21 protein-coding genes are annotated in these 24,266 nt (G+C 73.4%); 8 read left to right on the top strand and 13 right to left on the bottom strand.

Translation table 11 applies throughout. From position 1 onward, the window contains the following. The first annotated feature begins 15 nt into the window (after positions 1 to 15). Positions 16 to 1,539 (top strand): PAS domain S-box protein, encoded by a 1,524-nt coding sequence (locus ABD901_RS40135; protein WP_345135653.1) that lies wholly within the window; start codon positions 16 to 18, stop codon positions 1,537 to 1,539. A 138-nt stretch (positions 1,540 to 1,677) separates the two neighbouring features. Here the strand turns inward: ABD901_RS40135 and ABD901_RS40130 are convergent, their stop codons facing one another. Next, the gene (locus tag ABD901_RS40130) at positions 1,678 to 1,998 is read right to left on the bottom strand and encodes a DUF952 domain-containing protein (protein WP_345135651.1); all 321 of its coding nucleotides are present in this window, start codon (positions 1,996 to 1,998) and stop codon (positions 1,678 to 1,680) included. Between the two features lie 83 nt (positions 1,999 to 2,081). On the opposite strand from ABD901_RS40130, the gene ABD901_RS40125 reads away from it, so the two are divergent. Further along, entirely contained in the window at positions 2,082 to 2,423 is a 342-nt protein-coding gene (locus ABD901_RS40125) for a hypothetical protein (RefSeq protein ID WP_345135649.1), read from the top strand. Between the two features lie 69 nt (positions 2,424 to 2,492). Here the strand turns inward: ABD901_RS40125 and ABD901_RS40120 are convergent, their stop codons facing one another. The 7 genes from ABD901_RS40120 to ABD901_RS40090 all read right to left on the bottom strand — a co-directional run bounded on the left by ABD901_RS40120 (position 2,493) and on the right by ABD901_RS40090 (position 12,410). Next, a complete protein-coding gene (locus ABD901_RS40120) occupies positions 2,493 to 5,597 on the bottom strand; it encodes an ExeM/NucH family extracellular endonuclease (protein WP_345135646.1) in 3,105 nt (1,034 codons plus the stop codon). Between the two features lie 195 nt (positions 5,598 to 5,792). Then, positions 5,793 to 7,124, bottom strand: a complete 1,332-nt coding sequence (locus ABD901_RS40115; protein WP_345135643.1) for a GH1 family beta-glucosidase — start codon at positions 7,122 to 7,124, stop codon at positions 5,793 to 5,795. A gap of 19 nt (positions 7,125 to 7,143) precedes the next feature. Continuing rightward, on the bottom strand, positions 7,144 to 8,286 hold the full coding sequence (locus ABD901_RS40110) for a sugar ABC transporter permease (protein ID WP_345135641.1): 1,143 nt from the start codon (positions 8,284 to 8,286) through the stop codon (positions 7,144 to 7,146). After that, positions 8,283 to 8,990, bottom strand: a complete 708-nt coding sequence (locus tag ABD901_RS40105) for an ATP-binding cassette domain-containing protein (protein ID WP_345135639.1) — start codon at positions 8,988 to 8,990, stop codon at positions 8,283 to 8,285. Before ABD901_RS40105 ends, ABD901_RS40110 begins: the two co-directional genes overlap by 4 nt. 26 nt (positions 8,991 to 9,016) lie before the next feature. Continuing rightward, positions 9,017 to 10,102: a sugar ABC transporter substrate-binding protein gene (locus ABD901_RS40100; protein ID WP_345135637.1), complete on the bottom strand. Its 1,086-nt coding sequence runs from the start codon at positions 10,100 to 10,102 to the stop codon at positions 9,017 to 9,019. Between the two features lie 74 nt (positions 10,103 to 10,176). Beyond that, entirely contained in the window at positions 10,177 to 11,391 is a 1,215-nt protein-coding gene (locus tag ABD901_RS40095; RefSeq protein WP_345135634.1) for an ROK family transcriptional regulator, read from the bottom strand. Positions 11,392 to 11,441: 50 nt separating this feature from the next. Then, positions 11,442 to 12,410, bottom strand: a complete 969-nt coding sequence (locus ABD901_RS40090) for a zinc-binding dehydrogenase (protein WP_345135632.1) — start codon at positions 12,408 to 12,410, stop codon at positions 11,442 to 11,444. A gap of 55 nt (positions 12,411 to 12,465) precedes the next feature. Here ABD901_RS40090 and ABD901_RS40085 point away from each other — a divergent pair, with 55 nt between their 5' ends. Continuing rightward, positions 12,466 to 13,227, top strand: coding sequence for an AraC family transcriptional regulator (locus ABD901_RS40085; protein WP_345135630.1), 762 nt, complete (start codon positions 12,466 to 12,468; stop codon positions 13,225 to 13,227). A 177-nt stretch (positions 13,228 to 13,404) separates the two neighbouring features. On the opposite strand, the gene ABD901_RS40080 is transcribed toward ABD901_RS40085, so the two are convergent. Further along, on the bottom strand, positions 13,405 to 13,662 hold the full coding sequence (locus ABD901_RS40080; protein WP_380139730.1) for a hypothetical protein: 258 nt from the start codon (positions 13,660 to 13,662) through the stop codon (positions 13,405 to 13,407). 13 nt (positions 13,663 to 13,675) lie between these two features. Then, on the bottom strand, positions 13,676 to 15,442 hold the full coding sequence (locus tag ABD901_RS40075) for a thiamine pyrophosphate-dependent enzyme (RefSeq protein ID WP_345135625.1): 1,767 nt from the start codon (positions 15,440 to 15,442) through the stop codon (positions 13,676 to 13,678). Positions 15,443 to 15,509: 67 nt separating this feature from the next. Between ABD901_RS40075 and ABD901_RS40070 the strand changes: the two genes are divergently transcribed. Continuing rightward, the gene (locus ABD901_RS40070; RefSeq protein ID WP_345135622.1) at positions 15,510 to 16,718 is read left to right on the top strand and encodes a hypothetical protein; all 1,209 of its coding nucleotides are present in this window, start codon (positions 15,510 to 15,512) and stop codon (positions 16,716 to 16,718) included. On the opposite strand, the gene ABD901_RS40065 is transcribed toward ABD901_RS40070, so the two are convergent. Together ABD901_RS40065 and ABD901_RS40060 are read right to left on the bottom strand one after the other, a co-directional pair. Beyond that, positions 16,693 to 17,502, bottom strand: coding sequence for an SDR family NAD(P)-dependent oxidoreductase (locus ABD901_RS40065; RefSeq protein WP_345135621.1), 810 nt, complete (start codon positions 17,500 to 17,502; stop codon positions 16,693 to 16,695). The two genes, ABD901_RS40070 and ABD901_RS40065, sit on opposite strands and share 26 nt — an antisense overlap. A gap of 19 nt (positions 17,503 to 17,521) precedes the next feature. Then, the gene (locus tag ABD901_RS40060) at positions 17,522 to 18,283 is read right to left on the bottom strand and encodes an SDR family oxidoreductase (protein ID WP_345135619.1); all 762 of its coding nucleotides are present in this window, start codon (positions 18,281 to 18,283) and stop codon (positions 17,522 to 17,524) included. Between the two features lie 79 nt (positions 18,284 to 18,362). Here ABD901_RS40060 and ABD901_RS40055 point away from each other — a divergent pair, with 79 nt between their 5' ends. After that, positions 18,363 to 18,944, top strand: coding sequence for a TetR/AcrR family transcriptional regulator (locus ABD901_RS40055; RefSeq protein WP_345135616.1), 582 nt, complete (start codon positions 18,363 to 18,365; stop codon positions 18,942 to 18,944). Between the two features lie 12 nt (positions 18,945 to 18,956). Here ABD901_RS40055 and ABD901_RS40050 read toward each other — a convergent pair whose 3' ends face one another. Beyond that, positions 18,957 to 19,925 (bottom strand): FKBP-type peptidyl-prolyl cis-trans isomerase, encoded by a 969-nt coding sequence (locus ABD901_RS40050; protein WP_345135613.1) that lies wholly within the window; start codon positions 19,923 to 19,925, stop codon positions 18,957 to 18,959. A 130-nt stretch (positions 19,926 to 20,055) separates the two neighbouring features. Between ABD901_RS40050 and aceB the strand changes: the two genes are divergently transcribed. From aceB to ABD901_RS40035, 3 genes are read left to right on the top strand one after another with little or no spacing between them, the layout of a single operon-like run. Next, positions 20,056 to 21,627 (top strand): malate synthase A, encoded by a 1,572-nt coding sequence (gene aceB, locus ABD901_RS40045; RefSeq protein WP_345135611.1) that lies wholly within the window; start codon positions 20,056 to 20,058, stop codon positions 21,625 to 21,627. Then, positions 21,624 to 23,078 (top strand): FAD-linked oxidase C-terminal domain-containing protein, encoded by a 1,455-nt coding sequence (locus tag ABD901_RS40040; RefSeq protein ID WP_345135609.1) that lies wholly within the window; start codon positions 21,624 to 21,626, stop codon positions 23,076 to 23,078. The genes aceB and ABD901_RS40040 overlap by 4 nt, the downstream gene beginning before the upstream one ends. Continuing rightward, positions 23,078 to 24,265, top strand: a complete 1,188-nt coding sequence (locus ABD901_RS40035; protein WP_345135607.1) for an FAD-binding oxidoreductase — start codon at positions 23,078 to 23,080, stop codon at positions 24,263 to 24,265. The genes ABD901_RS40040 and ABD901_RS40035 overlap by 1 nt, the downstream gene beginning before the upstream one ends. Position 24,266: the final 1 nt, after the last annotated feature.

Below are 24,266 nucleotides of genomic sequence, written 5' to 3'. Positions count from 1 at the left end.
ACCCGGAGCGACCCCGTGACACAGCGCCCCGCCGCCGACGTCGCCCTGCTGCTGCGCCTCGAGCACGCCGTCGCCGAGATCCTCACCGCGCCGCAGGCCGCCGCCGCGGTCCTCGACGCGATCGGGCAGGCCCTCGGCTGGAGCGCCGGCGCCCTGTGGCAGGTGCACGGCGGTGAGCTGCGCTGCGCCGCGACCTGGTCGGCGCCCGGGCGCGACTTTGCCGCGTTCGAGGCCGCCACCCGCACGCTCACGCTCGCGCCCGGCGAGGGGCTGCCCGGCGCCGTGTGGCGGGCCGGCGAGCCCGCCTGGGTGCGCGAGTTCGGCCGCGAGGCGTCGTTCCCGCGGGCCGCCGCGGCCGCGACGGCCGGCCTGGAGGCCGCGTTCTGCTTCCCGCTGCTGTCGGCCGGTTACGGCGTCGAGGGCATCGTCGAGTTCTTCACCGGCCGGCTCGAGGACCCGCCGGCGGAGCTGCTGGGCACCGCGAAGAGCCTCGGCCGGCGCATCGGCGAGGCCCTGGCGCGGGCCCGGGCCGACGAGGCCGTGCGCCGCAGCGAGGCGCAGCTGCGCGCCGTGCTGGACTCGGCGCTGGACTGCATCGTCATCGCCGACGCCGACGGCACCGTGCTCGAGTTCAACCCGGCGGCGTGCCGGACGTTCGGCTACGCACGGCACGAGGCCGTCGGGCGGGAGCTCGCCGAGCTCATCATCCCGCCGCAGTTGCGCCAGTCGCATCGTCAGGGGCTGCAGCGGTACCTCGAGTCGCAGCAGCCCCGCGTGCTGGACACACGGGTGGAGATCACCGGCATGCGCAGTGACGGCACGCAGTTCCCGGTCGAGCTCACCATCACCCGCGTCGCCGTGGAGGGCCGGCCGGTCTTCAGCGGGTACCTGCGCGACCTCAGCGCGCAGCACGCCGCCGCCGAGGAGCTGCGCGCCTCGCGCCGGCGCATCATGGAGGCCGCGGTCTTCGAGCGGCAGCGCCTGGAGCGTGACCTGCACGACGGCGCGCAGCAGCGCCTCGTCGGGCTCGGCATGACCCTCGCGCGGGCGCGCACCGCCCTGCCGGACTCCCCGGCCCGCGCCGCGGCGATCCTCGACGACGCGATCGGCGCCCTGGAGGAGGCCGCGATCGAGCTGCGCAACTTCGCCCGCGGCATCCACCCGAGCAGCCTGACCCGCTACGGCATCGGCGCCGCCCTGGCCGACCTGGCCCGGCGCAGCCCCGTCGAGCTGCGCGTCGGCGACCTGCCGGGCGAGCGCTTCCCGGCGGCGGTGGAGTCGGCGGCGTACTTCGTCATCAGCGAGGCCCTGACGAACGTGGCGCGATACTCGGGTACCGATGCGGCGCTCGTCACGGTCGCGGTCGAGGACGGCCGGCTCGTCGTCAGCGTCGCCGACGAGGGCCGCGGCGGCGCGGACGCGCAGCTCGGCAGCGGGCTGCGCGGCCTGGCCGACCGCATGGCGATGCTCGACGGGTCGCTGGAGGTGCACAGCCCCGCCGGCCAGGGCACGCTCGTGCGGGCGCGCATCCCCGTGTAGTGCTGGCACCACATCGGCGGTTGGTGCTCGCGCCCTGCGCCGCCGCACGGTTTTCGCGAAGACTCTGCATCGACGGCAACTCGAGATGGAGAGGAACGCACCGTGTACACATGGGCCGGCCCGACGCGCTAGTTTTCGTCAGACGCTGACCGCCGCGGCACCCGGGAAACGGTGCACGGCCAGCACCGCCGACATCGGCAGCGGGGCGTACAGGTGCGGGAACGTGCCGCCGCGCGGGCTTTCCTCCCAGCGCAGCCGCTCCCCCAGCGCCTCCGCATCAACGGCCAGGACGACGAGGTCCGGCTCCCCGGCGAAGTACCGCGCCGCGGTACCGCTCACCTGCTCACCGGTGGACAGGTGCACGTACCCGTCGGCGAGGTCCAGCGGCGACCCTTCGAACACCCCGGCGGCCTGGAACGCGTCCCACTGCGCCGGCAGCAGGATCTTGTAGATCGGCATCCGCCCACTGTGCCATTTCACCCGCCGCGGGTGAGCGCCGGGCGGCGCCGCCTCACCCGCCCGCGGCCTAGCGTGCCCCAACGATGAGCACAAGGGCATGGCAGTGCGTCGCGGGCGCGGCGCTGGTGGTCGGCACGCTGAGCGCGGCACAGGCGGCGAGGCGCCCCGACCCGCCGCCGATGGTGGAGCGCTCGAACACCACCACGATCGACCCGGGCGGCCCCGCCGGCGGCCTCTCACCCACCGACGACGTGCTCCTGGTCCTGTCCGGCTCCGGCCTGCTGGCCTTCGGCGGCATCGTCCTCGTCGGCGGCGTCGTCGGCCTGGGCGGCCTGCGCGTGCCCGGCGGCGTCTCGATGGCCGTCGGGCGGTCCCGCCTGTGGTACCGCAACGCGCGCCGTATCGGCACCCACCGCGCCCTCTGAGGTCAGATGGCACCGGGGCCGCCCTCGCGATGAGGACGGCCCCGGTGTTCAGTGTTGAGGCAGGTACGGCTAGGCGACGGGCTTCCACGGGCCGTAGGGGTCGCCGGGGGCCTGGTTGCGGGTCCACCACTTGGCGACGTACTTCTTGCCCTGGTACACCACGACGTCGCCGCTGGTGAAGACGCGCGTCGGGGTCCACACGGCGGTGCCGTCGGCGGAGACCACGATCTCCTGCCACGGGCCGTACGGGTCGCCGGGCGCCTGGTTCTGGGTCCACCACAGGGCCTGCCACGTCGAGCCCTTGTAGGAGACCTTGTCGCCCGCGGTGTACACCTTCGACGCGCTCCACGCGGGGGCGGTCGGGGTGACGGGCGGGTTCAGGCCGACGACGACCGGGTCGTGGTCGGAGGCGGCGAACGGGTCGCTGCCGTTGAACAGCAGGGTGGCGTTGTAGTTGTAGCGGCTGTAGGCGTACGCGATCGCCTCCTGCGCGTTGATCTGCCACACGTCCGCGCCGGTGACCAGGGCGCGGGCGCCCGCGTTGGCCAGGACGTGGTCGAGGGAGCCCTGCAGGCTGTTGAACGAGTACGTCGACTCCGACGGGTCGAAGCTCGAGCCCAGGTCGGTGTACCCGGCCGCGTAGAGCACCTGCATCGGGTCCTCCTGCGTGTAGGCGTTGAAGTCGCCGACGAGGAAGATGCGGTTGGTGCCCAGCGCCGCGGCGGTCTGCGACGCGAACGCGCTCGCGTCCTGGGCCTCGCGGACCCGGGTGGCGTTGAACGCGCCCTGGTCGACGGCCGGGGACGAGGTGTCCTCGGCGTCGCCGTCGTAGAGCGGGGTGCCGCTGCCCTTGGACTTCCAGTGGTTCGCCACGACCAGGAACGCGTCGGCGTCGGTCGCGCCGGACTTCTTGAAGGCCTGCGCGAGCGGCTCGCGGGCGATCGAGAACGGCTGGCCGGGGCCCGAGGACGTGGTGAGGATCTTCGAGGTCCCGACGAGCGCGACGTCGGCCGGCTTGTAGATGAACGCGGTGCGGATCACGTCCTCGTCGGCGACCGCCGGGCGCTGGTCGGCGGCCGGCGAGGGCACGTACGCCCACACGGTCGCGCCGGCGGCGGCGTTGAGCGCGTCGACGAGGGTGGCGAGCGCGGCGTCGCGGTCCATGCCGAACTTCGCCGAGTTCTCCACCTCCTCCAGCGACACGACGCTGGCGCCGAGGCGGTTGATGCCGGTGACGATCTTCGCCTGCTGCCGCAGGAAGCTGGCGTCGTCGGCGGCGCCGCGCGGCCCGGCGCTGTCGCCGGGGCCGGTGCAGGTGTTCACGGCGATGTGGTTGCCGGCGCGGTCGTTGTAGTACGTGCAGGTGCCCAGGCCCCGCGCGACGTACTCCTGCCCGGTCAGCGGGAAGTAGTTCTCGACGTTGAAGGTCGCCAGGCGGATCTCGCCGCCGACCATGGCCGGCTGCTGGTTGCCGGCCCGGGTGTCGCTGAAGCTCGCCACCGCGGTGCCGTCGTCGGTCACCTGCTTCGTGGGCTGGAAGTTCCAGAGCGAGAAGCGGTACTCCAGGATCACCGGCTGGTGGAACGTGACCTTCGACCCGACGCTGGCGGTGTTGCCCGCCGTGAACCACGGCAGCGGCGTGCCCGAGTTGGCGGCGGTGCTGTAGTTGACGCTCGCCCCGTCGTCGAGGGTCACCATCCGCGCCGCGTTGTCGGCGACGACGGCCTGCGCCTCGGCGCTGCCGGCCTTCCCGGCGTCGGTGGGCTGGCGCAGCGGCGTGTCGCCGGCGGCGAGGGTGAACGAGCCGTACCAGTTCGTGTCGAAGTTGTCCGACACGGTGAAGGTGCCCTGCGGCGCGACGAGCTCGCCCTCGTGGGCCTCCTTCTGCGCGTCGCCGGCCAGGCTCGCCCACGCGATGGTGTCGGGCCTCACGGCCGGCAGCGCGGTCGCGAGCTTCGTCACCGACGGCGAGGAGATCTCGGTCTCGCCCTGGAACTCCTGCACGGTACCGCTGACGCGCACGCTGTCGCCGATCGCGACCTGGGCGGCCGAGGCCGAGCCGAAGACGAACACGGCGTCGGAGGCGCCGGGCGTGGCGTCCTCGGACTCCGCGCCGCCGCTGCCGCCGGTCTGCAGGAAGAAGCCGTTGAACCCGCCGGTGGTGTAGACGGCGGTGACGACGCCCTCGGTGGTGACCGGCTGGCCGACCAGCGGCGACGTGTTCGTGTCGGTGCCCTGGATCGCGGCGATGGACACGACGGTGGTCGCGGCGGTCACGGTGTAGCCGAACGTCGCCGAGCCGCTCGCGCCGGTCGAGTCCGTCGCGGTGGCCGTCACCGGCGAGGTGCCGGCCGCGGCGGGCGTGCCGGAGACGACGCCGTCCGCGGAGATCGCCAGGCCCGCCGGGAGTCCGGTCGCCGTCCAGGTGTACGGCGGGGTGCCCCCCGAAGCGGCGAGCGTCAGCGGCGCGATCGCGGTGCCGGCCGTGGCGTTCTGTGCGCCCGGGTTCGTCACCGTCACCGGGCTGCTGCCCCCGTCGGAGGCCGCGTTCTGCGGCTGCGGGGCCGCGGTGCGGAAGTCGGCGACGTTGTTGTCGGTGTCGGCGCCGGCGTCATCGCGCTGGTAGCTCAGCACCAGCGAGTTGCCGGCCGCGGCCGTCCCCTCGGGCGCGTTGCTGGTCCCCCAGCCGATCCGGTCGATGACCGAGGCGTCGGTGGGCAGCACGCCGGCGGCGCTGGCCGCGATGAACAGCGTGCCGCCGCCTGCGCCCGGGTTGACGGCGGTGCCGGTGCTCAGGTCGGCCGCCGGCAGCGGCGCGCCCGGATTGGTGCTGGCGTTGTTGCTCGGCAGCTGGATGAGGAAGTGCCCGTGCGCGGCCACCGTGCCGGACAGCGCGAACACCTGCTGCCCGCTGGGCACCACCGTGCTGGTGGGCGCGCGGTACTGCAGCGTGTCCCCGCTGAGCGAGATCGGGCTCGACGTCGGGTTGTACAGCTCGACGAACTTGTTGAGGTAGCTCGCACCCGACGAGCCGCCGTTGACGTACGCCTCGCTGATGACGAGGCCGGTTCCGGCCGGGTTGGCGGCGGCCGGGCCGCCGAGTAACGGCCAGGCCAGCCCGGCTGTGGACAGTGACACGGCGAGGGTGACTCGCCGGACGAGCGCACGGGACATGGACCCGGACCTCCAGGTGGTCGGTGATTCGGCGCCGCGTCGTCGGCCCGACCTACGGGACGCTGGCGCCCGGGGGCTACCGCGCGGCGGCCGAAGTCTGAACGGCGTGTGACACGCTAAGGCACCTTCGCGGAATTGAACCCCGTGCCCATCCCCTATCGACGATTTGTATGTTTTCCGGCTCGCCGCGGGAGGTCATTCGAGGCCGTTCGCCCGGATCAGGGCGGCGTACCAGTGTGCGCTGCGCTTCGGGTGGCGCCGCTGGGTCGGGTAGTCGACGTAGTACAGGCCGTAGCGCACGCCGTAGCCCGAGGCCCACTCGAAGTTGTCCATGAACGACCAGGGGAAGAAGCCGATCAGCGGCACGCCGCGGGTCAGGGCGTCGTGTGCGGCGCGGACGTGGCCGTCGAAGAAGGCGATCCGCTCGTCGTCGGCGATCTCGCCGTCGGGGCCGGCGTAGTCGTGCAGGGCCAGGCCGGTCTCGGTGACGACGAGGGGTAGCTGCGTGTACTCCTTCGCGACCCGGTCGAGGATCTCGCCGAGGCCCTCCGGGTGCACGCCGATGCCGGTCACCGTCGGCCGCTCGGGCGGGACCCGCTGCCAGCCGCGGTCCGGGTCGCCCGGGTCGGCGCGGGCGTGGTGGCGCTCGTAGTAGTTGATGCCGAAGAAGTCGATCGGGGCCGCGATCTGCTCGAGGTCGCCGTCGCGGACGAAGCCGAAGTCGGTGACCGGAGCGTAGTGCGCGGCCGCGTCGTCCGGGTAGGCGCCGCGCAACAGCGGGTCGAGGTACATCCGGTTCTCGTGCAGGTCGAGCCGGCGCGCCGCCGCCACGTCGGCCGGGTCGTCGCTGGCCGGGTGCACCGACGTGAGGTTGCACGTGATGCCGACCCGGCCGGTCACCCCGCCGGCGCGCAGGGCGGCGACCGCCTTGCCGTGTGCCAGCAGCAGATGGTGCACGGCCGTCACGGCGATGCGCTCGTCGCGCAGGCCGGGGGCGTGGCGGCCCTCGAGGTGGCCGACGACGGCCGAGCAGTACGGCTCGTTGAGCGTCAGCCAGTACGGCACCCGATCGCCGAGCCGGGCGTGCACGACGGACGCGTAGTCGGCGAAGTGCTCGGCGGTGTCGCGCTCGGCCCAGCCGCCGGCCTCCTGCAGGGCCTGCGGCAGGTCCCAGTGGTACAGCGTGAGCATCGGCGTGATGCCGCGCTCCAGCAGCCCGTCGACGAGCCGCTCGTAGAAGTCCAGGCCGGCCGGGTTGACCGGTCCGGCGCCGGAGGGCACGACGCGGGACCAGGCGACCGAGAACCGGTACGCCCCCACGCCGAGCCCGGCCAGCAGGTCGAGGTCCTCGCGCCAGCGGTGGTAGTGCTCGCAGGCGACGTCGCCGGTGTCGCCGCGCAGGACCGCGCCCGGGGTGTGGCTGAAGGTGTCCCAGATGGACGGTCCGCGGCCGTCCTCGGCGACAGCCCCCTCGACCTGGTACGCGGCGGTGGCCGCACCCCAGAGAAAACCGTCGGGAAAGCGCATGGTGGTGGTTGCCTCTCTCTTATGCGGCCGCACCGCGGGCGAGGCGCCGGCGGCGGCTGACGGCGTCGAGCACGACGGCGACGACGAGGATGACGCCCGTGGCGATGTTCTTCACGGCGGCGGGCTCGCCGAGCAGGTCGAGGCCGTTCTGCACGCTGCCGACGACGAGCGCGCCGAGGATCGCGTGGTGGACCCGCCCGAGGCCGCCGAAGAGGCTGGTGCCGCCGATCACGGCGGCCGCGATCGCGTTGAGCTGCAGGGTCCCGCCGCCCAGCGCGTTGGAGGCGGAGAACTGCCGGGAGGCCTCGACGACGCCGGCGAGCGCGGCGATCGCGGAGACGAGGACGAAGACGACGATGACGGTCCGGTTGACCGGGATGCCGGCGCGGCGGGCCGCCTCCCGGTTGCCGCCGATCGCGGTGACGTGCCGGCCGAGCGGGGTGCCGGTCATCAGCACCCCGGCGCCGCCGGCGAGGGCGAGCAGGAGCACGAAGACCCACGGGATGCCGAAGTACGAGTTCAGCAGCCAGGTGACCGCGCCGACGAGCGCCGCCACGGCGGCGAGCGCGAGGGCCTCGCCGGACAGCGGCGGGTTGGCCAGGCCGTGCCGGGCGCGGCGCCGGCGGCGCAGCGCCCGCAGTCCGGCGAACCCGGCGACGACGAGCAGGGCGAGCACCCAGCCGAAGCCGGGCACGACGTAGCTCGACGCGATCGAGCGGATCGCGGTGTCCCGGATCGGGATCTGCCCGCCGTCGCCGACGAGGGCGAGCTGCGCGCCCTGCCAGACGAGCAGCCCGGCGAGGGTGATGATGAACGACGGGATGCCGGCCGCGGTGATGATCGTGCCGTGGACCAGGCCGATCGCCGCGCCGGTGAGCAGCGCCAGCGCGACGGCGAGCCAGGCGGACGCCCCTTGCTCGGCGATCAGCCGGGCCAGGACCGCGGCGCTGACGCCCGCGACCGCGCCGACCGACAGGTCGATCTCGCCGAGGACGAGCACCATCACCATGCCGACCGCGAGGGTGCCGAGCACCGCGATCTGCAGCAGCAGGTTGGAGAGGTTGCGCGCGGACAGGAAGTGGTGGTTGAGGGCCTGGAAGCAGCCCCACACCAGGACCAGCCCGACCAGGACCGTGACGGTACCGCTGCCCCGGCGGGTCACGACCGGCTCCCGGTGATCGCGGCGACGACGTCGTCGGTGGTGTCGCGGCCGGGCCGGAACTCCCCGGCGTTGCGGCCCAGCCTCAGCACGCTGATGCGGTCGGCGACGGCGAAGACGTCGGCCATGTTGTGCGAGATGACCACGATGGCCAGGCCGCGGTCGCGCAGGCGGCGGATGAGGTCGTACACCATCGCCGTCTGCGCCACGCCGAGCGCCGCGGTGGGCTCGTCGAGCAGCACGATCCGCGAGCCCCACAGCGCGGCCCGGCTGACTGCGATGGCCTGGCGCTGCCCGCCGGACAGCGCCGACACCGGCTTGTCGAGGTCGGGCAGGTGGGCGGCGAGGTCGGCCACGACGGCGGCGGCGTGGGCCTGCATCGCCTCGCGGTCCAGCAGCGCCGAGTGCCGCCGGCGCCGTTCCCGGCCGAGGTACAGGTTGGCGGTCACGTCGAGGTTGTCGCACAGGGCGAGGTCCTGGTAGACGGTCTCGATGCCCAGCGCCGAGGCCTCCTTCGGCGAGCCGATGGCGACCGGCTCGCCGTCGATCAGGATCTGGCCGGCGTCGATGCGGTGCGTGCCGGCGATGGCCTTGACGAGGGTGGACTTGCCGGCGCCGTTGTCGCCGACCAGGGCCACCACCTCGCCGGCGGTGGCCGTGAAGGCGACCTCGGTGAGCGCCGCGACGTGGCCGTAGCGCTTGACCACGCCGCGCAGCTCGAGCGTCGGGGGACTTACAGCTTGCACTGCTCGGCCGCCAGTCCCGCGCAGATCTTGTCCTTGGTGCTGTACCCGTCCTTGATCACCACGTCGGCGATGTTCTCCTTGGTGACCGCCACCGGGTCCAGCAGCAGCGCCGGGACCTTGCCGGTGCCGTTGTCGACGGTGACGGTGGTCAGCGCGGTGGCCCCGGCGGTGTCGCCCTTCGCGAGGGCCACCGCGATCTTCGCGGCCGCCGTCGCCTCGGCGCGGATGGACTTGTACACCGTCATCGACTGGTTGCCGGCCAGGATGCTGCCGAGGCCCGCGTCGGTCGCGTCCTGCCCGGTGACGAGGACCTTGCCGTTGAGCTTGCGGGCCGTGAGCGCGGTGATGACCGCGTTGGCGAGGCCGTCGTTGGGCGCGATGACGCCCTGGACGGCGTCGGCGAGCTTGGTCAGCCCCTGCTCCATCGCCTGCTGGCCCTTGGCGGGGTCGAAGCCGGGGGTGTCGGACTCGTAGCCGAGCTTGAGCCGGCCGGACTGGAACGCCGGGTCGAGGATCTTGTGCGCGCCGGCCTTGAACTCCCGGCCCGGCGCCGAGGTGATGTCGCCGTTGATCATCGCGACGGTGGCGCCCGGCGGCAGCTTGTCGAGCAGGTACTGGCCCTGCAGCTCGCCGACCTTCTCGTTCTGGAAGGAGATGTAGGCGGCGGGCAGCGCGCCCTCGATCGCGCCGTCGTAGGCGACCACCTTGGCGCCCGCGGCGTCGGCCTTGGCCACGATCGACGCGCCGGCCTCGGCGGTGAACGGGCTGACGACGAGGACCTTGGCCCCGTTGGTCAGCGCGGACTCGGCCTGCTGCAGCTGTGCCGCGGCGTCGCCCTGCGCGTTGCCGGCGATCACCTTGATGTTGGGGTCGATGGCCTTGACGGCCTCTTCGAAGTACGGCTTGTCCTTGCTCTCGAAGCGGTCGGCGCAGGTCGAGCAGGGCATCAGGAAGGCGATGGAGAGGTCCTTGGCGGGCGCGGCGGGGTTGTCCGCCGCCGGCGATCCCTGCGTGCAGGCGGCGGTGGCCAGGGCTAAGGCCAGCGCGGCCGGGGCGAGGAGGCGTCGCAGCATCGGGGTGTCCTTTTCTGGGTGTGCGGAAACCGCGCCGCCGGCTCGGGCCGCGGCGCCGGGGTGTCGGGTCTGTCTCAGGCGGTGAGGCGCTCCACGCCGGCGCCGGACTCGATGAGCTGGCTGATCGGCAGCGTGGCAGCGCCGAGAACCGCCGCCGCCGGGCCGAGCTGGGAGCGCACGAGGACGACCTCGCCGCCCGGCTGGTCCAGCGCGTAGGCGCGCACGGCGGCCTGCAGCTCGTCGAGGAGCTCGGCGGCGATCCGGTCGCCGAACCAGCCGCCGACGATGATCTTCTCGGGGTTGTAGAGGTTGACAAGGTTGGACAGTGCGAGCCCGAGGTGGCGCACCAGGCCGTCGATCGCGCGCTGCGCGGCGGGATCGCCGTCGCGCCAGGCGGTGAGGATCGCCTCGACGCCGTCGGTCTCGCGGCCGAGCCAGGTCTCGTCCGGCCCGCGCCACTGGTTGAGCACGGCCGACGCGCCGACGAAGGTCTCGACGCATCCGGCGCGGCCGCACCGGCAGTGCGGGCCGTCCAGGCTGATCTTCGTGTGGCCCCACTCGCCGGCACTGCTGGAGAAGCCGCGGTAGAGCCGCCCGTCGGTGATGATGCCGGCCCCGGCGCCCTCGCCGATGAGCACCATGACGGCGTGGTCGGTGTCGCGGGCCGCGCCGAACCACGCCTCGGCCTGCGTGGTCGACTTGGCGCCGTTGTCGATGTAGGCAGGGATGCCCAGGTGCTCGCCGAAGCCGGAGAAGTCGGCGCCGTGCCAGCCGACGACCTCGGCGTGCACCAGCTGCCGGTCCTCCTGCACGACCCCCGGCACGCCGAGGCCGAGCCCGACGACCCGCCGGGCGTCGACGCCGAGCTCGGCGAGCATCGCGGTGACCTGGTCGGTGATCGCCGTGCGGGCCTCGGCGACCTCGATGCGGCGGCCCTTGAACGGGTAGGTGCGGGCGGCGAGCCGGTTGAGGCCGAGGTCGAACACCTCGACGCCGATCTGTGTCTCGCCGACGTCCGCCCCGACGACCAGCCCGGCGTCGTGCGCGATGCGCACGATCGCCCGGCGGCGCCCGCCCTCGGAGTCCAGGAAGCCCTCCTCGCGCACGGTGCCCTCGGCGAGGAGCTCGTTCATCAGGTTGGTGACGGTGGCGGGCGACAGGCCGGTCGCCGCGCCGACCTCGCTGCGCGAGGTGGGGCCGCCGAGCCAGACCTGCCGCAGGATCAGCGCGCGGTTGCGCCGCCGCACGTCCTTGACCGACGCCTTCTTGGCCACCGCGACTCCAATCATTGGTTCAATGATTGTTTTATAGTCTGAAAAAAGTCCGGCCGCAAGACCCGCTAGGGCGTCATGACGAGCTTGCCGGTGGCCCGGTTGTCCTCCATGTACCGGTGGGCCTCGGCGAGGTCCTCCAGGGCGTAGACGCGGTCGATGTTGGGGCGGTAGACGCCGGCCTCCACCTCGTGGACGACGCGGCGCAGCACCGCCGCGCCCGCGGCGCCCTTGAGCGTGTCGCTGTGGAACGCGGTGAGCCTCGTCCCGGACGGGATCATCGCCACCGGCTCGAACCCGGGCAGTGCCCAGCCGCTGAGCGAGCCGGCCACGCACACCGTCCCGCCGCGGCGGACCAGGCGCAGCGAGTCGACGACCGTGTCCGCCCCGACGAGGTCCAGCACGTAGTCGGGGCCCTCGGGCCAGACCGCCGGCGAGGTGCCGTCGTCGACGAGCACGTGCTCGACGCCCAGCGCCGTCAGGGCGGCGGCCTTGCGGCGCTGGCGGGTGGTGGCCGCGATCTGCATGCCGTAGCCGGCCGCGATCGTCGCGGCGGCCATGCCCACCGACGAGGTGCCGCCGCGGATCAGCAGCCGGCCGCCCGCGCCCGGGACGATGCCCAGGGCGTCCAGGGAGCCGTGCGCGGTCAGGTAGGTCTCGGGCAGCGCGGCCAGCACGTCCCAGGCCAGCTCGGTAGTGAGCGGCATGAGCAGCGCGTTCGGCAGGAGCGCGTACTCGGCGTAGCCGCCGTCGAACGCCCGGCCCATCTCGCCCATCATCGCGGCGACCGTCGTGCCCTCCGGCAGCCCGGGATCGGTGGAGACGGCCACGGTGCCCACGCACTCGATCCCGAGCACGCGGGGGAACGTCACGCTCGGGGAGTGGCCCTGCCGCGTTCTCAGCTCGGACCGGTTCAGGCCGGCGCCCCGCACCCGCACCAGGCTCCAGCCGTCCCGGACCTCGGGCACCGGCAGGTCACGCAGCCGCAGCACATCCGGGTCGCCGGGCTGCACACAGACCATCGCTCGCATCGTCATGCGGGCAACTGTCGCCGGGGACTCCCCTGGCGGGCTACCGATAGAATGCCAGGCTATGCCCATAGACCGCCAAGGCCCGGTGTCGCGCCTGTGGCCCTCCGGGGGCGCGCACCTGTGGGCGTCGGGCGGGACGAGCGCCGCGGACTCGCATGCGCGCGGGCATCTGGTGTACGCGGCGCGTGGCGTGCTGTCGGTACACACGGCACGAGGCACGTCGATCGTGCCCGCGAACCGGGTCGGGTGGACGCCGGCGGGGTTCGCGCACCACCACCGCGCGCACGGGCACACCGACATGCGCATCGTGTTCCTGCCGGCGTCCCTGGCCCGCCTGATGCCCGGGCGGCCGGCCGTGTTCATGGTGTCCGGCCTGGCCCGCGAGGTCCTGCTCGCCCTCACCGGCGAGGACGGGCGGGGCGAGGGCGCGAGCGACCGGCTTCGCCGGGTGCTCGTCGACGAGCTGCACGAGGCGCGCGAGCAGGCGTTGCAGCTGCCGGAGCCGCGCGACGACCGGCTGCGGGGCGTTGCGCGGGTGCTGTACGAGAACCCGGCGGACACCACGTCGCTGGCCGGGCTCGGGCGGTCGGTCGGCGCGAGCGCCCGCACCCTCAGCCGGTTGTTGCACGACGAGCTCGGCATGACGTTCTACGAGTGGCGCACGCAGCTGCGCATCTACCACGCGCTGGTGCTGCTCGCCGAGGGGCACGACACCACCCGCGTCGCGCAAGCCTGCGGATGGGCCAACCCGAGCGGCTTCATCGCCGCGTTCACCGACGTGGTCGGGACGACGCCCGGGCGGTACCGAAGCGCAAGGACGTAAGGGGCCAAAGACGTTAAAGGGCCGGTGTGGCGGCTGCCGTGCTGCGGAAGGCGGATGACCCCGGTGGGTGTCATCTGCCGTCAGACCGGCCCGGCACCCACCTCACCACTTGAGGGCGGTCACACGGAAGGCGCCGCGCTGGGCCGTTTCGCCAAGCCTGCATCCACCGGATGGACGTTACTCGAACATCGAGTGGCGCTGGCCGTCCTCGCGGTGGCGGGCGCGGCGGCGCAGCTCGACCACGACCGCGTCGACCACAGCGGTCGCGGCCAGGACGAACAGGGCGATCGCCAGCCAGACGAAGCCGGCGGACAGGGACAGGGCGCCGAGCACGGCGCTGGTGAAGAAGCCGAACGTCGCCAGCGCCAGGCGGAGGTTCAGGGCGCTGTACGGGTGGCCGACGGTGCCGCGGGCGCCGCGGGGCTGGGCGCGCATCGAGGTCATCCCCTCACTTCAGGGTCGTGATCTTGTCCTTGAGGATCGTGGTGGCGATCGCGGCGCGGTGGGGCTGGCCGTGCAGGAACGCCTCGGCGAAGCGGACCGCCTGCTGGTAGGTGACCTTCGCGGGCATGGGGGGCTCGTTGGCGTCGACGGCGACGTCGACCAGGGCCGGGCCGTCGTGCGCGAGGGCCTCGGACAGGGCGCGGGGCAGGTCGGCGGGGTCGCTGACCTTTGCGCCGTAGCCGCCGCAGCCGCGGGCCCAGGCGGCGTAGTCGGGGGCGGGGTCGCCGAACCGGACACCGTACTCCGGGAAACCCAACACCATCTGCTCCCAGACGATCATGCCGAGGGCGTTGTTGTTGTTGATGACGACCTTGACCGGCAAGCGGTAGCGCGCGGCGGTGTGGAACTCGCCCATCAGCATGGCGAAGCCGCCGTCGCCGACGAGGGCGATGCACTGGCGGCCGGGGTACTCGTGCTGCAGCGCGATCGCGTAGGGCAGGCCCGGCGCCATGGTGGCCAGGGTGCCGGACAGGTAGAACTCGCGGCGGCCGACGATCTGCCAGTGCCGGGCGGCCCATGTGGCCACGGTGCCGGAGTCGCAGCACAGGATGGCGTCGGGCGCCGCGGCCCGGTCCAGGGCGGCGGCGAGGTACTGCGGCGCGATCGGGGTCCGCTCCGCGTTCTCCAGCGCTGCCATGCGCTCGCGCCAGTCGCGCATCTTCTCCTGGTACTTGCGCAGGTGCCGGCGGTCCTCGCGGCGGCGCAGCCGCGGCAGCAGCGACTCGAGGGTGGCCGCGGCGTCGCCGACGAGGGGCACGTCGGTCGGCACGCGGGTGCCGGCGCGGGTGGCCTCGGCGTCGATCTGCACCACGTGCGCCTGGCCGGGCTCGGGCAGGAACTTCGTATACGGGAAGTTCGTGCCGACCATGAGCAGCGTGTCGCATTCGTCCATGAGGTCCTCGCTGGGCGCGGTGCCGAGCAGGCCGAGGCCGCCGAGCGCGAACGGCGAGTCGTCGGGCACGACCATCTTGCCCAGCAGCGACTTGACGACCGGCGCGCCGAGCACGTCGGCGGTGAGCTCGACCAGGGCGCCGGCGCCGCGCGCGCCGATGCCGGCCAGGATCGCCGGGCGTTCGGCGACGTTGAGCAGGTCGGCGGCGGCCTGCAGGTCGTCGTCGGCGGGGCGGCTCGGCGCGGGCACCCACACCGGGGCGGTCGCCGGGCGGCGGACCGGGCCGACGTCCTCGTACGGGTTGTCGCCGGCCACGGCGACCTGCACGTCGTTGGGCACGGTCAGGTGGGCCACGCCGCGGCGGGCCAGCGCGGTGCGGATCGCGATGTCGACGAGGGCGGGCACCTGGGCCGGGTTCACGACGGGCTCGTTGTACTCGGCGACATCGGCGAGGAGGCGGTCCAGGTGTACCTCCTGCTGATAGGCGGTGCCGAGGACGCCGGACTCCTGGGCGCCGGTGATCGCGAGCACCGGGGCGTGGTCGAGCTTGGCGTCGTAGAGGCCGTTGGCAAGGTGGATGCCGCCGGGGCCGGAGGTGGCCAGGCAGACGCCGAGGCGGCCGGTGGCCTTGGCGTGCGCGACGGCCATGAACGCGGCCGCCTCCTCGTGGTGCACGAGCACGAAGCGCACCCGGTCGGCGTTTCGCCGCAGCCCCTCCATGAGGCCGTTGATCCCGTCGCCGGGCAGGCCGAACACGGTGTCGACGCCCCAGGCGGCCAGTCGCGCGATGATCGCCTCGCCCACGGTCTGCTTGGTCATACCCGCAGGCTTTGCCGGATAACGCGTGTCCAAACCTCCGCGGCGTGATCCGGTAGCGTGCTGGGCCATGGGACTGCTCGACCGGCTCGTGGGCTCGCCCGAGGACCGCTTCGCCCGCCGGGTGCTCACCGCGATGCGCGACGCTGGCGTGGCGCAGGCGCGTTACCTGCCCGAACAGTTCGCGATCGAGGTGCGGCGGGACTCGAAGGCGGAGTCGCCGGCCATCGCCTACCTGGGCAACCTCTACCGCGAGTGCGCCCGCGCCGCCCGCGGGGAGCGGCGCGCGCGCATCGCCACGTTCCTGTCCGCGATGATCTACAACCCGGGCACGCCGCAGTCCTGGGAGGAGGTCGCCCCGCTGCTGCGGCCGCTGCTGCGCACCGTCACCTTCGGCGGCGGCGTGGAGCGCGAGCAGGCGCGGCCGCTGCGCCGCCCGGCGTGGCCGTACCTGGCCGAGTTCGTGGTCGTCGACCAGCCCACCTCGATGGCCTACGTGACGCCGAAGCAGGCGCGGGACTGGGGGGTCACCGAGCGCATCGTGTACGACCAGGCCCGGCGCAACATGGCCGAGCTCGCCCGGCGCACCGGCGAGGCGAGCGACGCGCCGGGGCCGCGCCCGCTGATCCGCATGGTCGAGTCCGGCGACGCGTACTGGGCCTCGCACCTGTTCGTCGACGGCTGGCTGGCCGGGCAGCGCTCCAGGGTCGGCGGCACGCCGCTGCTGTTCGTGCCCGACACGACCGCGGTGCTGCTCGTCGGGCGCACCGCGCAGGACACCCCGGAAAGTCTCGCGAAGCTGTTCGAGCTGGTGGAGGCGGAGTTCCGCGACGCGCCGCGGCCGATCTCGCCGATGGCGTTCACCGCCGGCGACGACGGCGCGGTGGTGCCCTACCTGGCGCCGCCGGGCGACCCGATGTACGACATCACGCACCGCTCGGCGGTGCTGATGGCCTCCTCGGAGTACGCGGCGCAGGCCCAGCACCTGCAGACGGAGGCGTTCGTGGCCTCGTGCGGGATCGCGCAGCGCCAGGACGGCACGGTGTTCTCGTGGGCGAGCTGGGCCGAGGGGGTCGACACGCTGCTGCCGCGCGCCGACTTCGTGGCGTTCACCGCCGAGGCCGAGGACGCCGAGCCGTTCCTGGTGGCGTGGGACGTGCTGGAGCGCGAGGTCGACCTGGAGCCGGAGCCCGGGGTGGAGCCGGAGCGCTACCGGCTGCGCGGCTGGCCCCACCCGGGCGTGGTCGAGCGGCTCAGGCGGGCCGCGACGCATCCCTGAGCGCGGTGTCCTCCCGCAGTACCGCACGAAGCCGCGCCCGCACCGTGGCGTCCTTCGCGTCGGGGTGCGGCTCGCCGACCCGTTCGCCGTCGAAGAAGAGCCCGGTGCGCGTCTCGGCCAGCACCAGCCGCAGCGTCGGCGGCCCGCCGTCCTCCACCGTCGACAGCGGCACCCGGAACCCTTCGCGGACCATCCCGGTGTCCATGAAGGTCGCCGGGTGGATGCAGTTGGCGGTGACCCCGGCGCCGGCCAGCTCCTCGGCGAGGTCGAACGTCCACGCCGCGAGGGCGAGCTTGGCCCGCCGGTAGGCGTTCACCCCGTCGTAGTGCCGCTCCAGCTGCAGGTCGTCGAAGTCGATCGGCTGCTGGCCGATCGAGCCGACGTTGACGATCCGGGCCGGCGCGTTGGCCTTCAGGGTGGGCAGCAGCGCCTCGGTGAGGCGCACCGGTGCGAGCAGGTTGACGGCCCAGCGCAGCTCGTAGCCGTCGGCGGAGACCTCGCGGGCGGCGTCGGGCGGGCCGAAGCCGACGCCGGCGTTGTTCACCAGCACGGTCAGCGGCCGGTCGCGCACGGCGGCGGCGAGGCGGCCGACGTCGGCGAGGGAGGCCAGGTCGGCGACGAGGCCTTCGGCGCGGCCGCCGACGGCCTCGACCTCGGCCACCCCGCGGGCCACCTTGCCGGGGTCGCGGCCGTGCAGCAGGACGGTGAGCCCGGCGGCGCCGAGCCGGGGCGCGAGCCAGCGCCCCAGCCCGGAGGTGGCGCCGGTCAGCAGCACATCGCTCATGCCACCGAACGTAGCGCGATCACACCGTGTACCCGGCCGCGCCGGTGGCGTCGATGTCCTGGCCGCTGAGCCAGCGGGCGCCGGCGGAGGCCACCAGCGCGACGATGTCGGCGACGTCGGCGGGCTGCCCGACACGGCCGAACGGCGACATCTGCTCGGTGTGGCGGCGGGCCTGCGGGTCGGCGAGCCACTGCGCGTTCACGTCGGTCTCGATGACGCCCGGCGACACCGAGTTGACGGTCGCGCCGAGCCGGGCGATCGCCCGGTCCTGTGCCAGGGTCATCGAGAACGTGTCGAGGGCGCCCTTCGTCATGGAGTACGCGATGATCTGCGGCATCGCGACCCGCGTGGCGCCGGAGGAGATGTTGACGATCCGGCCGCCGGGGCGCAGCCGGGACAGGCCGTGCCGGACGATGAAGAACGGTGCCCGCACGTTCACCGCGAAGACCTCGTCGAACTCCTCCGGGGTGATCGCGTGCAGGTCGGCCGAGCGGGCGATGCCGGCGTTGTTGACGATGACGTCGACGCCCGGCTCGGCGCCGAGCCCGGCCAGCCCGGCGTCGAAGGCGGACCACAGCCGCTCGGCGTCGCCGGGCTCCCCCAGCGGCACCCCGATCGCGAACGCGCGCCCGCCGGCCTCCTCGATCAGCCCCACCGTCTCCTTCGCCGCCGCCTCGTTGCCGTTGTAGTGCACGGCGACGAGGAGGCCCTCGGCGGCCAGCCGCCGCGCGATCGCCCGGCCGATGCCCCGGCTCGCCCCGGTGACCAGTGCTGTGCGCATCCCGCACTCCCTTTCGTAGTGCTCACTATGAAATTCGACCCTAGCCGAGTTTCGTAGCGCGCGCTATACAATTGCCGGTGTGGCACAGGCGACACGAGGACGACCGCGGGGCTTCGACCGGGACACCGTGCTGGAGCGCGCGATGCTCGCGTTCTGGGCGCACGGCTACGAGGCGACGTCGGTCGCCGACCTGACCGCGGCGATGGGCATCACGCCGCCGAGCCTCTACGCGGCCTTCGGCGACAAGAAGGGCCTCTTCCGGGAGGCGGTGCGCCACTACCAGCGGACCTTCGGCGGCGACCCGGGGCAGGCGCTGGACGCCGCCGCCGAGGTGCGCGAGGGGGTGCGCGGCATGCTGCTGGTCATCGCCCGGGTGTACACCGACCCGGCGCACCCGCGCGGCTGCCTGGTCATCAGCGCGGCGACGAACTGCACGCCAGCCGACGCCGATGTCGAGGCGGAGCTGCGGGAGCTGCGCAACGCCAACGTGGCGGCGCTCGCCCGCCGGCTGGCCGACGGCGGCGTGCCCGGCGCGGAGGCGTTCGCCCGCTACCTGGGCGCCGTCATCCAGGGCATGTCGCAGCAGGCCCGCGACGGAGCGACGAAGGGCGACCTCGAGCAGATCGCCGAGGCCGCCCTTCGCGCGTGGCCGATGTCCTAGTTGCCTACCGGGTCAGTTGCCGCCGACGTTGAGACCGCCGGACGGGTCGGGGGCCTGGATGTCGAGGACGTCCACGTAGAAGCGCAGGTCCCCGGCGGGGGCGCCCTGCTGCTGCGGCGTGTCGCCGTAGGCCTCCTTGGCCGGGATGTCCAGGATGACCCGGCTGCCGACCTTCACGCCCACGAGGCCGCGGTCCCAGCCCTCGATGACCTGGGGCTGCTGGTTCTGCTCGGCCATGCCGACCTGCACCGGGAACGTCTGCTTGCGGGTCCAGGACGAGTCGAAGACCTTGCCGTCCTTGTAGGTCGCGCCGATGTAGTTGACGACGATCGTGTCGCCCGGCTTGACGGTCTTGCACTTGCCCTGGATGAGCACCTTGACGTTGCGCACGCCGACCCGGTCGGTGCCGCCGGCCTCGACCTTGGGCTCCGTCGCCAGGCGCTTGTCGAAGCCGCCGAGCAACGGCGGGTAGGACGACTCGGCCGGCGGCTTGCACTCGGTCTTCTTCTGATCGGCACGGTCGCCGAAGTACCACACGCCGGCGAGCGCGCCGCCGATGGCGAGCAGGACGATGAGCGTGCCGGCGATCGCCGCGCCGACCTTGCGGCGGTTGGCGGCCTTGCGGGCGGCGACGCGGGCCGCGGCACGCACCTCGGCCTTCGTCAGCGGCGCCGGCTCCTTGCTCTTCTTGCTCTTGCCCGACTTCTCCGGCTCGTCCTCGGACTCGGCCGGCTCGTCGCCGGCGGCGTCCGACTCGGCGTCCGACTCGGCGTCCGACTCGGCGTCCGACTCGGCGGCGTCCGCCTCGGTGGCGTCCGCTGAAACTTCCTCGGCGGTCTCGTCCGCGCCGGCCTCTTCCGCGGCGGCGGTCGCGTCGGTGACCTCGTCCTCCGTCGATGCGTCCGGCCCCGCCGGCGTCGCTTTCGGCGGGGTGGCCTTGGTCGACCTTGCCGGGCGGCGGTTCCTGCCCCGATCGCTCACAGTTCGTCGACTCCCCTGGTGGACGGCCCCGCACGGCGACGGACCCGAAATTTGTTCGGCCGAGCTTCCCATACCACACGCCTCGCGGCACGCACCGGGGTACCGGATGATATGGCCTAAGGTCGGTCGTATGGGCAACGCTACGGGCGTCGAGATTACCGGACCGTTCGGGGATCGCTTCGCCGAGATCCTCACCGAAGAGGCTCAGAGTTTCCTGGCAGATCTGCATCGCGCCTTCGACGCGCGGCGGCTGGAACTGCTCGGCCTGCGCACGCAGCGCGAGGCCGCGCTCGCCGCCGGGGGCACACTCGGCTTCCTGCCCGAGACCCTCGCCGTGCGCGAGGGCGACTGGCGCGTCGCCGAGCCCGCGCCCGGCCTCGTCGACCGCCGGGTGGAGATCACCGGGCCGACCGACGCGAAGATGAGCATCAACGCGCTGAACTCGGGCGCGAAGGTATGGCTCGCCGACCACGAGGACGCCAACACGCCGCTGTGGGACAACGTCGTGCAGGGGCAGCTCAACCTGCGCGACGCGATCGCCGGGACGCTGTCCTACACGTCGCCAGAAGGTAAGCAGTACCGGCTCGGCGACGGGCCGCGGCCGACCGTCGTGGTGCGCCCCCGCGGCTGGCACCTGCCGGAGAAGCACATTCTCGTCGACGGCGAGTCCACGTCCGGCTCGCTGACCGACTTCGGCCTGTACTTCTTCCACAACCACCTCGCCACCCGGCCGTACTTCTACCTGCCGAAGATGGAGTCGCACCTCGAGGCTCGGCTGTGGAACGACGTGTTCACCTTCGCCGAGGAGCGCTTCGCCCGCCCCACCGGCACCATCCGCGCCACCGTGCTCATCGAGACGTTCCCGGCCGCGTTCGAGATGGAGGAGATCCTCTACGAGCTGCGCGAGCACTCCGCCGGGCTCAACGCCGGCCGCTGGGACTACATGTTCAGCGTCATCAAGAAGTCGTGTTTCCTTGATGAACGTCGCCGCCGCGACTTCATGCTGCCAGACCGCAACACGGTGACGATGACCGTGCCGTTCATGCGCGCCTACACCGAGCTGCTCGTGCGCACCTGCCACAAGCGGGGCGCGCACGCGATCGGCGGGATGGCCGCGTTCATTCCGAGCCGCCGTGACCCCGCGGTCAACACCGTCGCCCTGGAGCGGGTGCACAACGACAAGACCCGCGAGGCCGGCGACGGCTTCGACGGCTCCTGGGTCGCACACCCCGACCTGGTGCCGGTCTGCCGCGAGGTCTTCGACGGGGTGCTCGGCGAGCGGCCCAACCAGCTCGACCGGCTGCGCGAGGACGTGTCGGTGACCGCCGCCGACCTGCTCGCCGTCGGCGCGACCCCGGGGCAGCGCACCCAGGCCGGGCTGCGCAGCGCGGTCAGCGTCGGCGTGCAGTACCTCGCCGCCTGGCTGCAGGGCACCGGCGCGGTGGCGATCAACAACCTCATGGAGGACGCGGCGACCGCCGAGATCTCCCGCTCGCAGGTCTGGCAGTGGCTGCACAACGACGTCACGCTCGACGACACCGGCGAGCGGGTGACGAAGGAGCTCGTCGAGCGCATCGCCGACGAGGAGCTCGCCAAGCTCGACGGGGACCTCGCCGCCGCCCGCGCATTGTTCATGGAGGTGGCCGTGGCCGACGATTTCGTGGACTTTTTGACCATTCCGGCGTACGAACGAATGCCATGAGCCTCGATGCATTCGCCGCAGCGGTGCGGGAGGTTCTGCTACCGGATCAGGTGATCACCGACCGGCAGGAGCTGCGCACGTACGAGTGCGACGGGCTGGCGCACTACCGCGTCGTCCCGGGCATCGTGCTGCTGCCCCGCACCGCCGAGGAGTGCGCGGCCGTCGTGCGCGCCTGCGTGCGCCACGGCGTGCCGTTCGTGGCCCGCGGCTCCGGCACCGGCCTGTCCGGCGGCGCGCTGCCGCACGCCGACGGCGCGCTCATCGTCACCTCGCAGCTGCGCGCCATCCGCGAGATCGCGCCGCTGGACGAGCGGGCGGTGCTCGAGCCCGGGGTCATCAACCTGCAGGTCAGCCGGGCGGCCAACCCGCACGGGTACTACTACGCGCCGGACCCGTCCAGCCAGCAGATCTGCTCCATCGGCGGCAACGTCGCGGAGAACTCGGGCGGGGCGCACTGCCTGAAGTACGGCTTCACGACCAACCACGTCACCGGCGTGCAGATCGTGACGCCGGACGGCGACCTGGTCCGCCTCGGCGGCCGCGCGCCCGACGCGCCCGGCTACGACCTGCTCGGCGCGTTCGTCGGTTCCGAGGGCACCCTGGGCATCGCGACCGAGGTCACGGTACGCCTGGTGCGCCTGCCGGAGACCGTGCGCACGCTGCTCGCGGCGTTCAACGGCACCGACGAGGCCGGCGCGGCCACCTCGGCGATCATCGCGGCCGGCGTGGTGCCCGCCGCCGTGGAGATGATGGACGCCCTGGCCATCGAGGCCGCCGAGGCCGCGGTGCACTGCGGCTACCCCGGCGGCGCCGGCGCGGTGCTCATCGTCGAGCTCGACGGCCCCGCCGCCGAGGTCGACGCCCAGTTCGCCGCCGTCGAGCAGTTCTGCCGCGCGCACGGCGCCTTCGAGATCCGCATCGCCGCCGACGACGCCGAGCGGGCGCTGTTCTGGAAGGGCCGCAAGTCCGCCTTCGCCGCGGTCGGGCGCATCTCCCCCGACTACATCGTGCAGGACGGCGTCATCCCCCGCACCGCGCTGCCGCAGGTGCTCACGCGCATCGGCGAACTCGCCCGCGAGCACGGCGTGCGGGTGGCCAACGTCTTCCACGCCGGCGACGGCAACCTGCACCCCCTCGTGCTGTTCGACGAGGCGGTCGCGGGCCAGGCCGAACGGGCCGAGACGGTCTCCGGGGCGATCCTCGACATCTGCGTCGAGCACGGCGGCTCGATCACCGGCGAGCACGGCGTCGGGGTCGACAAAGCCAAACACCTGCCGCGGATGTACACCGACGACGACCTCGACACGATGCAACTGCTGCGCTGCGCCTTCGACCCGCGGGGCCTGGCCAACCCGGGCAAGGTGTTCCCGACACCGCGCCTGTGCGGCGAGGTACCCGGCCGGCACAAGGGCGTCCATCCACAGCACTCCCCGGGGGTGGAGATCTTTTGATGCTCGCTGAGATTGCCGGAGTGCCCGCCGCGGCGGTGGCCTCGCCGTCCACGACCGCCGAGGTGGCCGACGTGGTGCGCGGCGCCGCCGAGGACGGGCTGGCCGTCGTCGCCCGCGGCGCCGGCACCCGCCAGGACTGGGCGCTGCCGCCACAGCGCCTCGACCTGATCGTGGAGCTGGGCGGCGTCTGCGGCCTGGTCGAGCACGCCGCCGGCGACCTCGTCGCCGTCGTGCGGGCCGGCACGCCGCTGCGCGAGGTGCAGGAGGCGCTGCGCCCCGCCGGCCAGCAGCTGGCCCTGGACGAGCCGCTGCCCGGCGCGACCGTCGGCGGCACCGTCGCCGTCAACGCCTCCGGGCCGCGCCGGATGCTGTACGGCACGGTCCGCGACCTGCTCATCGGCGTCACCGTGGTGCGCGCCGACGGCGTGGTCGCCCGGGCCGGGGGCAAGGTGGTGAAGAACGTCGCCGGGTACGACCTGGGCAAGCTCGTCGCCGGGTCGTACGGCACCCTCGGCGTCATCACCGAGTGCGCCTTCCGCCTGCACCCGCTGCCCGCCGCGTCCCGCTTCGTCTCGGCCCGCGCCGCCGGCCCCGAGGAGGCCGGCCAGGCCGTCGCCGCGGTGCTCGGCGCGCAGGTGGTGCCCAGCGCCCTCGAGGTCGACATGGACCCAGACTCCGGCCCGCTCACGGTCACCGCGCTCGTCGAAGGCGTACCGGCCGGTGTCGAGCGCCGCGCCGCCGACCTCGAGAAGCTGCTCGGCGAGGACGCCGCACAGGACGAGGCACCGCCGTCCGGCTGGGGCGAGTACCCCTGGTCGCCCGGCGACGTCGGCATCAAGCTCACCTGCGCGCTGTCGCGGGTGTCCTACCTGCTCACCGCGGCCGGCGTGACCGCACAGTTGCACGACGTCCCGCTGCGGGTCCGCGGCTCGGCCGGCACCGGCGTGCTCTACGCGGGGCTGCCCGGCCGCACCGAGCCCGGCGTCGTGGCCGGCGTCATCAGCGACCTGCGCGCCGCCACCCGCGCCGGCGCCGGCCACTGCGTGGTGCTCACCGCGCCGCCCGCCGTGCGCGCCCGCATCGACGTCTGGGGCCACGTCGACGGCCTGGACCTGATGCGCCGCGTGAAGGACCAGTTCGACCCGGCCGGCACGCTGGCGCCGGGCCGCTTCGTCGGGGGGATCTAGT

This window comes from Dactylosporangium darangshiense, from assembly GCF_039537565.1.
GTDB classification, from domain to species: domain Bacteria; phylum Actinomycetota; class Actinomycetes; order Mycobacteriales; family Micromonosporaceae; genus Dactylosporangium; species Dactylosporangium darangshiense.
This window is presented reverse-complemented; position numbering and strand designations above follow the sequence as displayed.

What these genes read in the sequence shown, in the direction of transcription:
- ABD901_RS40130 (WP_345135651.1), bottom strand. Translation starts at nt 1,998, where the DNA reads ATGCCGATCTACAAGATCCTGCTGCCGGCGCAGTGGGACGCGTTCCAG.
- ABD901_RS40125 (WP_345135649.1), top strand. Translation starts at nt 2,082, where the DNA reads ATGAGCACAAGGGCATGGCAGTGCGTCGCGGGCGCGGCGCTGGTGGTC.
- ABD901_RS40120 (WP_345135646.1), bottom strand. Translation starts at nt 5,597, where the DNA reads ATGTCCCGTGCGCTCGTCCGGCGAGTCACCCTCGCCGTGTCACTGTCC.
- ABD901_RS40115 (WP_345135643.1), bottom strand. Translation starts at nt 7,124, where the DNA reads ATGCGCTTTCCCGACGGTTTTCTCTGGGGTGCGGCCACCGCCGCGTAC.
- ABD901_RS40100 (WP_345135637.1), bottom strand. Translation starts at nt 10,102, where the DNA reads ATGCTGCGACGCCTCCTCGCCCCGGCCGCGCTGGCCTTAGCCCTGGCC.
- ABD901_RS40095 (WP_345135634.1), bottom strand. Translation starts at nt 11,391, where the DNA reads ATGATTGGAGTCGCGGTGGCCAAGAAGGCGTCGGTCAAGGACGTGCGG.
- ABD901_RS40090 (WP_345135632.1), bottom strand. Translation starts at nt 12,410, where the DNA reads ATGACGATGCGAGCGATGGTCTGTGTGCAGCCCGGCGACCCGGATGTG.
- ABD901_RS40085 (WP_345135630.1), top strand. Translation starts at nt 12,466, where the DNA reads ATGCCCATAGACCGCCAAGGCCCGGTGTCGCGCCTGTGGCCCTCCGGG.
- ABD901_RS40080 (WP_380139730.1), bottom strand. Translation starts at nt 13,662, where the DNA reads ATGCGCGCCCAGCCCCGCGGCGCCCGCGGCACCGTCGGCCACCCGTAC.
- ABD901_RS40075 (WP_345135625.1), bottom strand. Translation starts at nt 15,442, where the DNA reads ATGACCAAGCAGACCGTGGGCGAGGCGATCATCGCGCGACTGGCCGCC.
- ABD901_RS40070 (WP_345135622.1), top strand. Translation starts at nt 15,510, where the DNA reads ATGGGACTGCTCGACCGGCTCGTGGGCTCGCCCGAGGACCGCTTCGCC.
- ABD901_RS40065 (WP_345135621.1), bottom strand. Translation starts at nt 17,502, where the DNA reads ATGAGCGATGTGCTGCTGACCGGCGCCACCTCCGGGCTGGGGCGCTGG.
- ABD901_RS40060 (WP_345135619.1), bottom strand. Translation starts at nt 18,283, where the DNA reads ATGCGCACAGCACTGGTCACCGGGGCGAGCCGGGGCATCGGCCGGGCG.
- aceB (WP_345135611.1), top strand. Translation starts at nt 20,056, where the DNA reads ATGGGCAACGCTACGGGCGTCGAGATTACCGGACCGTTCGGGGATCGC.
- ABD901_RS40040 (WP_345135609.1), top strand. Translation starts at nt 21,624, where the DNA reads ATGAGCCTCGATGCATTCGCCGCAGCGGTGCGGGAGGTTCTGCTACCG.
- ABD901_RS40035 (WP_345135607.1), top strand. Translation starts at nt 23,078, where the DNA reads ATGCTCGCTGAGATTGCCGGAGTGCCCGCCGCGGCGGTGGCCTCGCCG.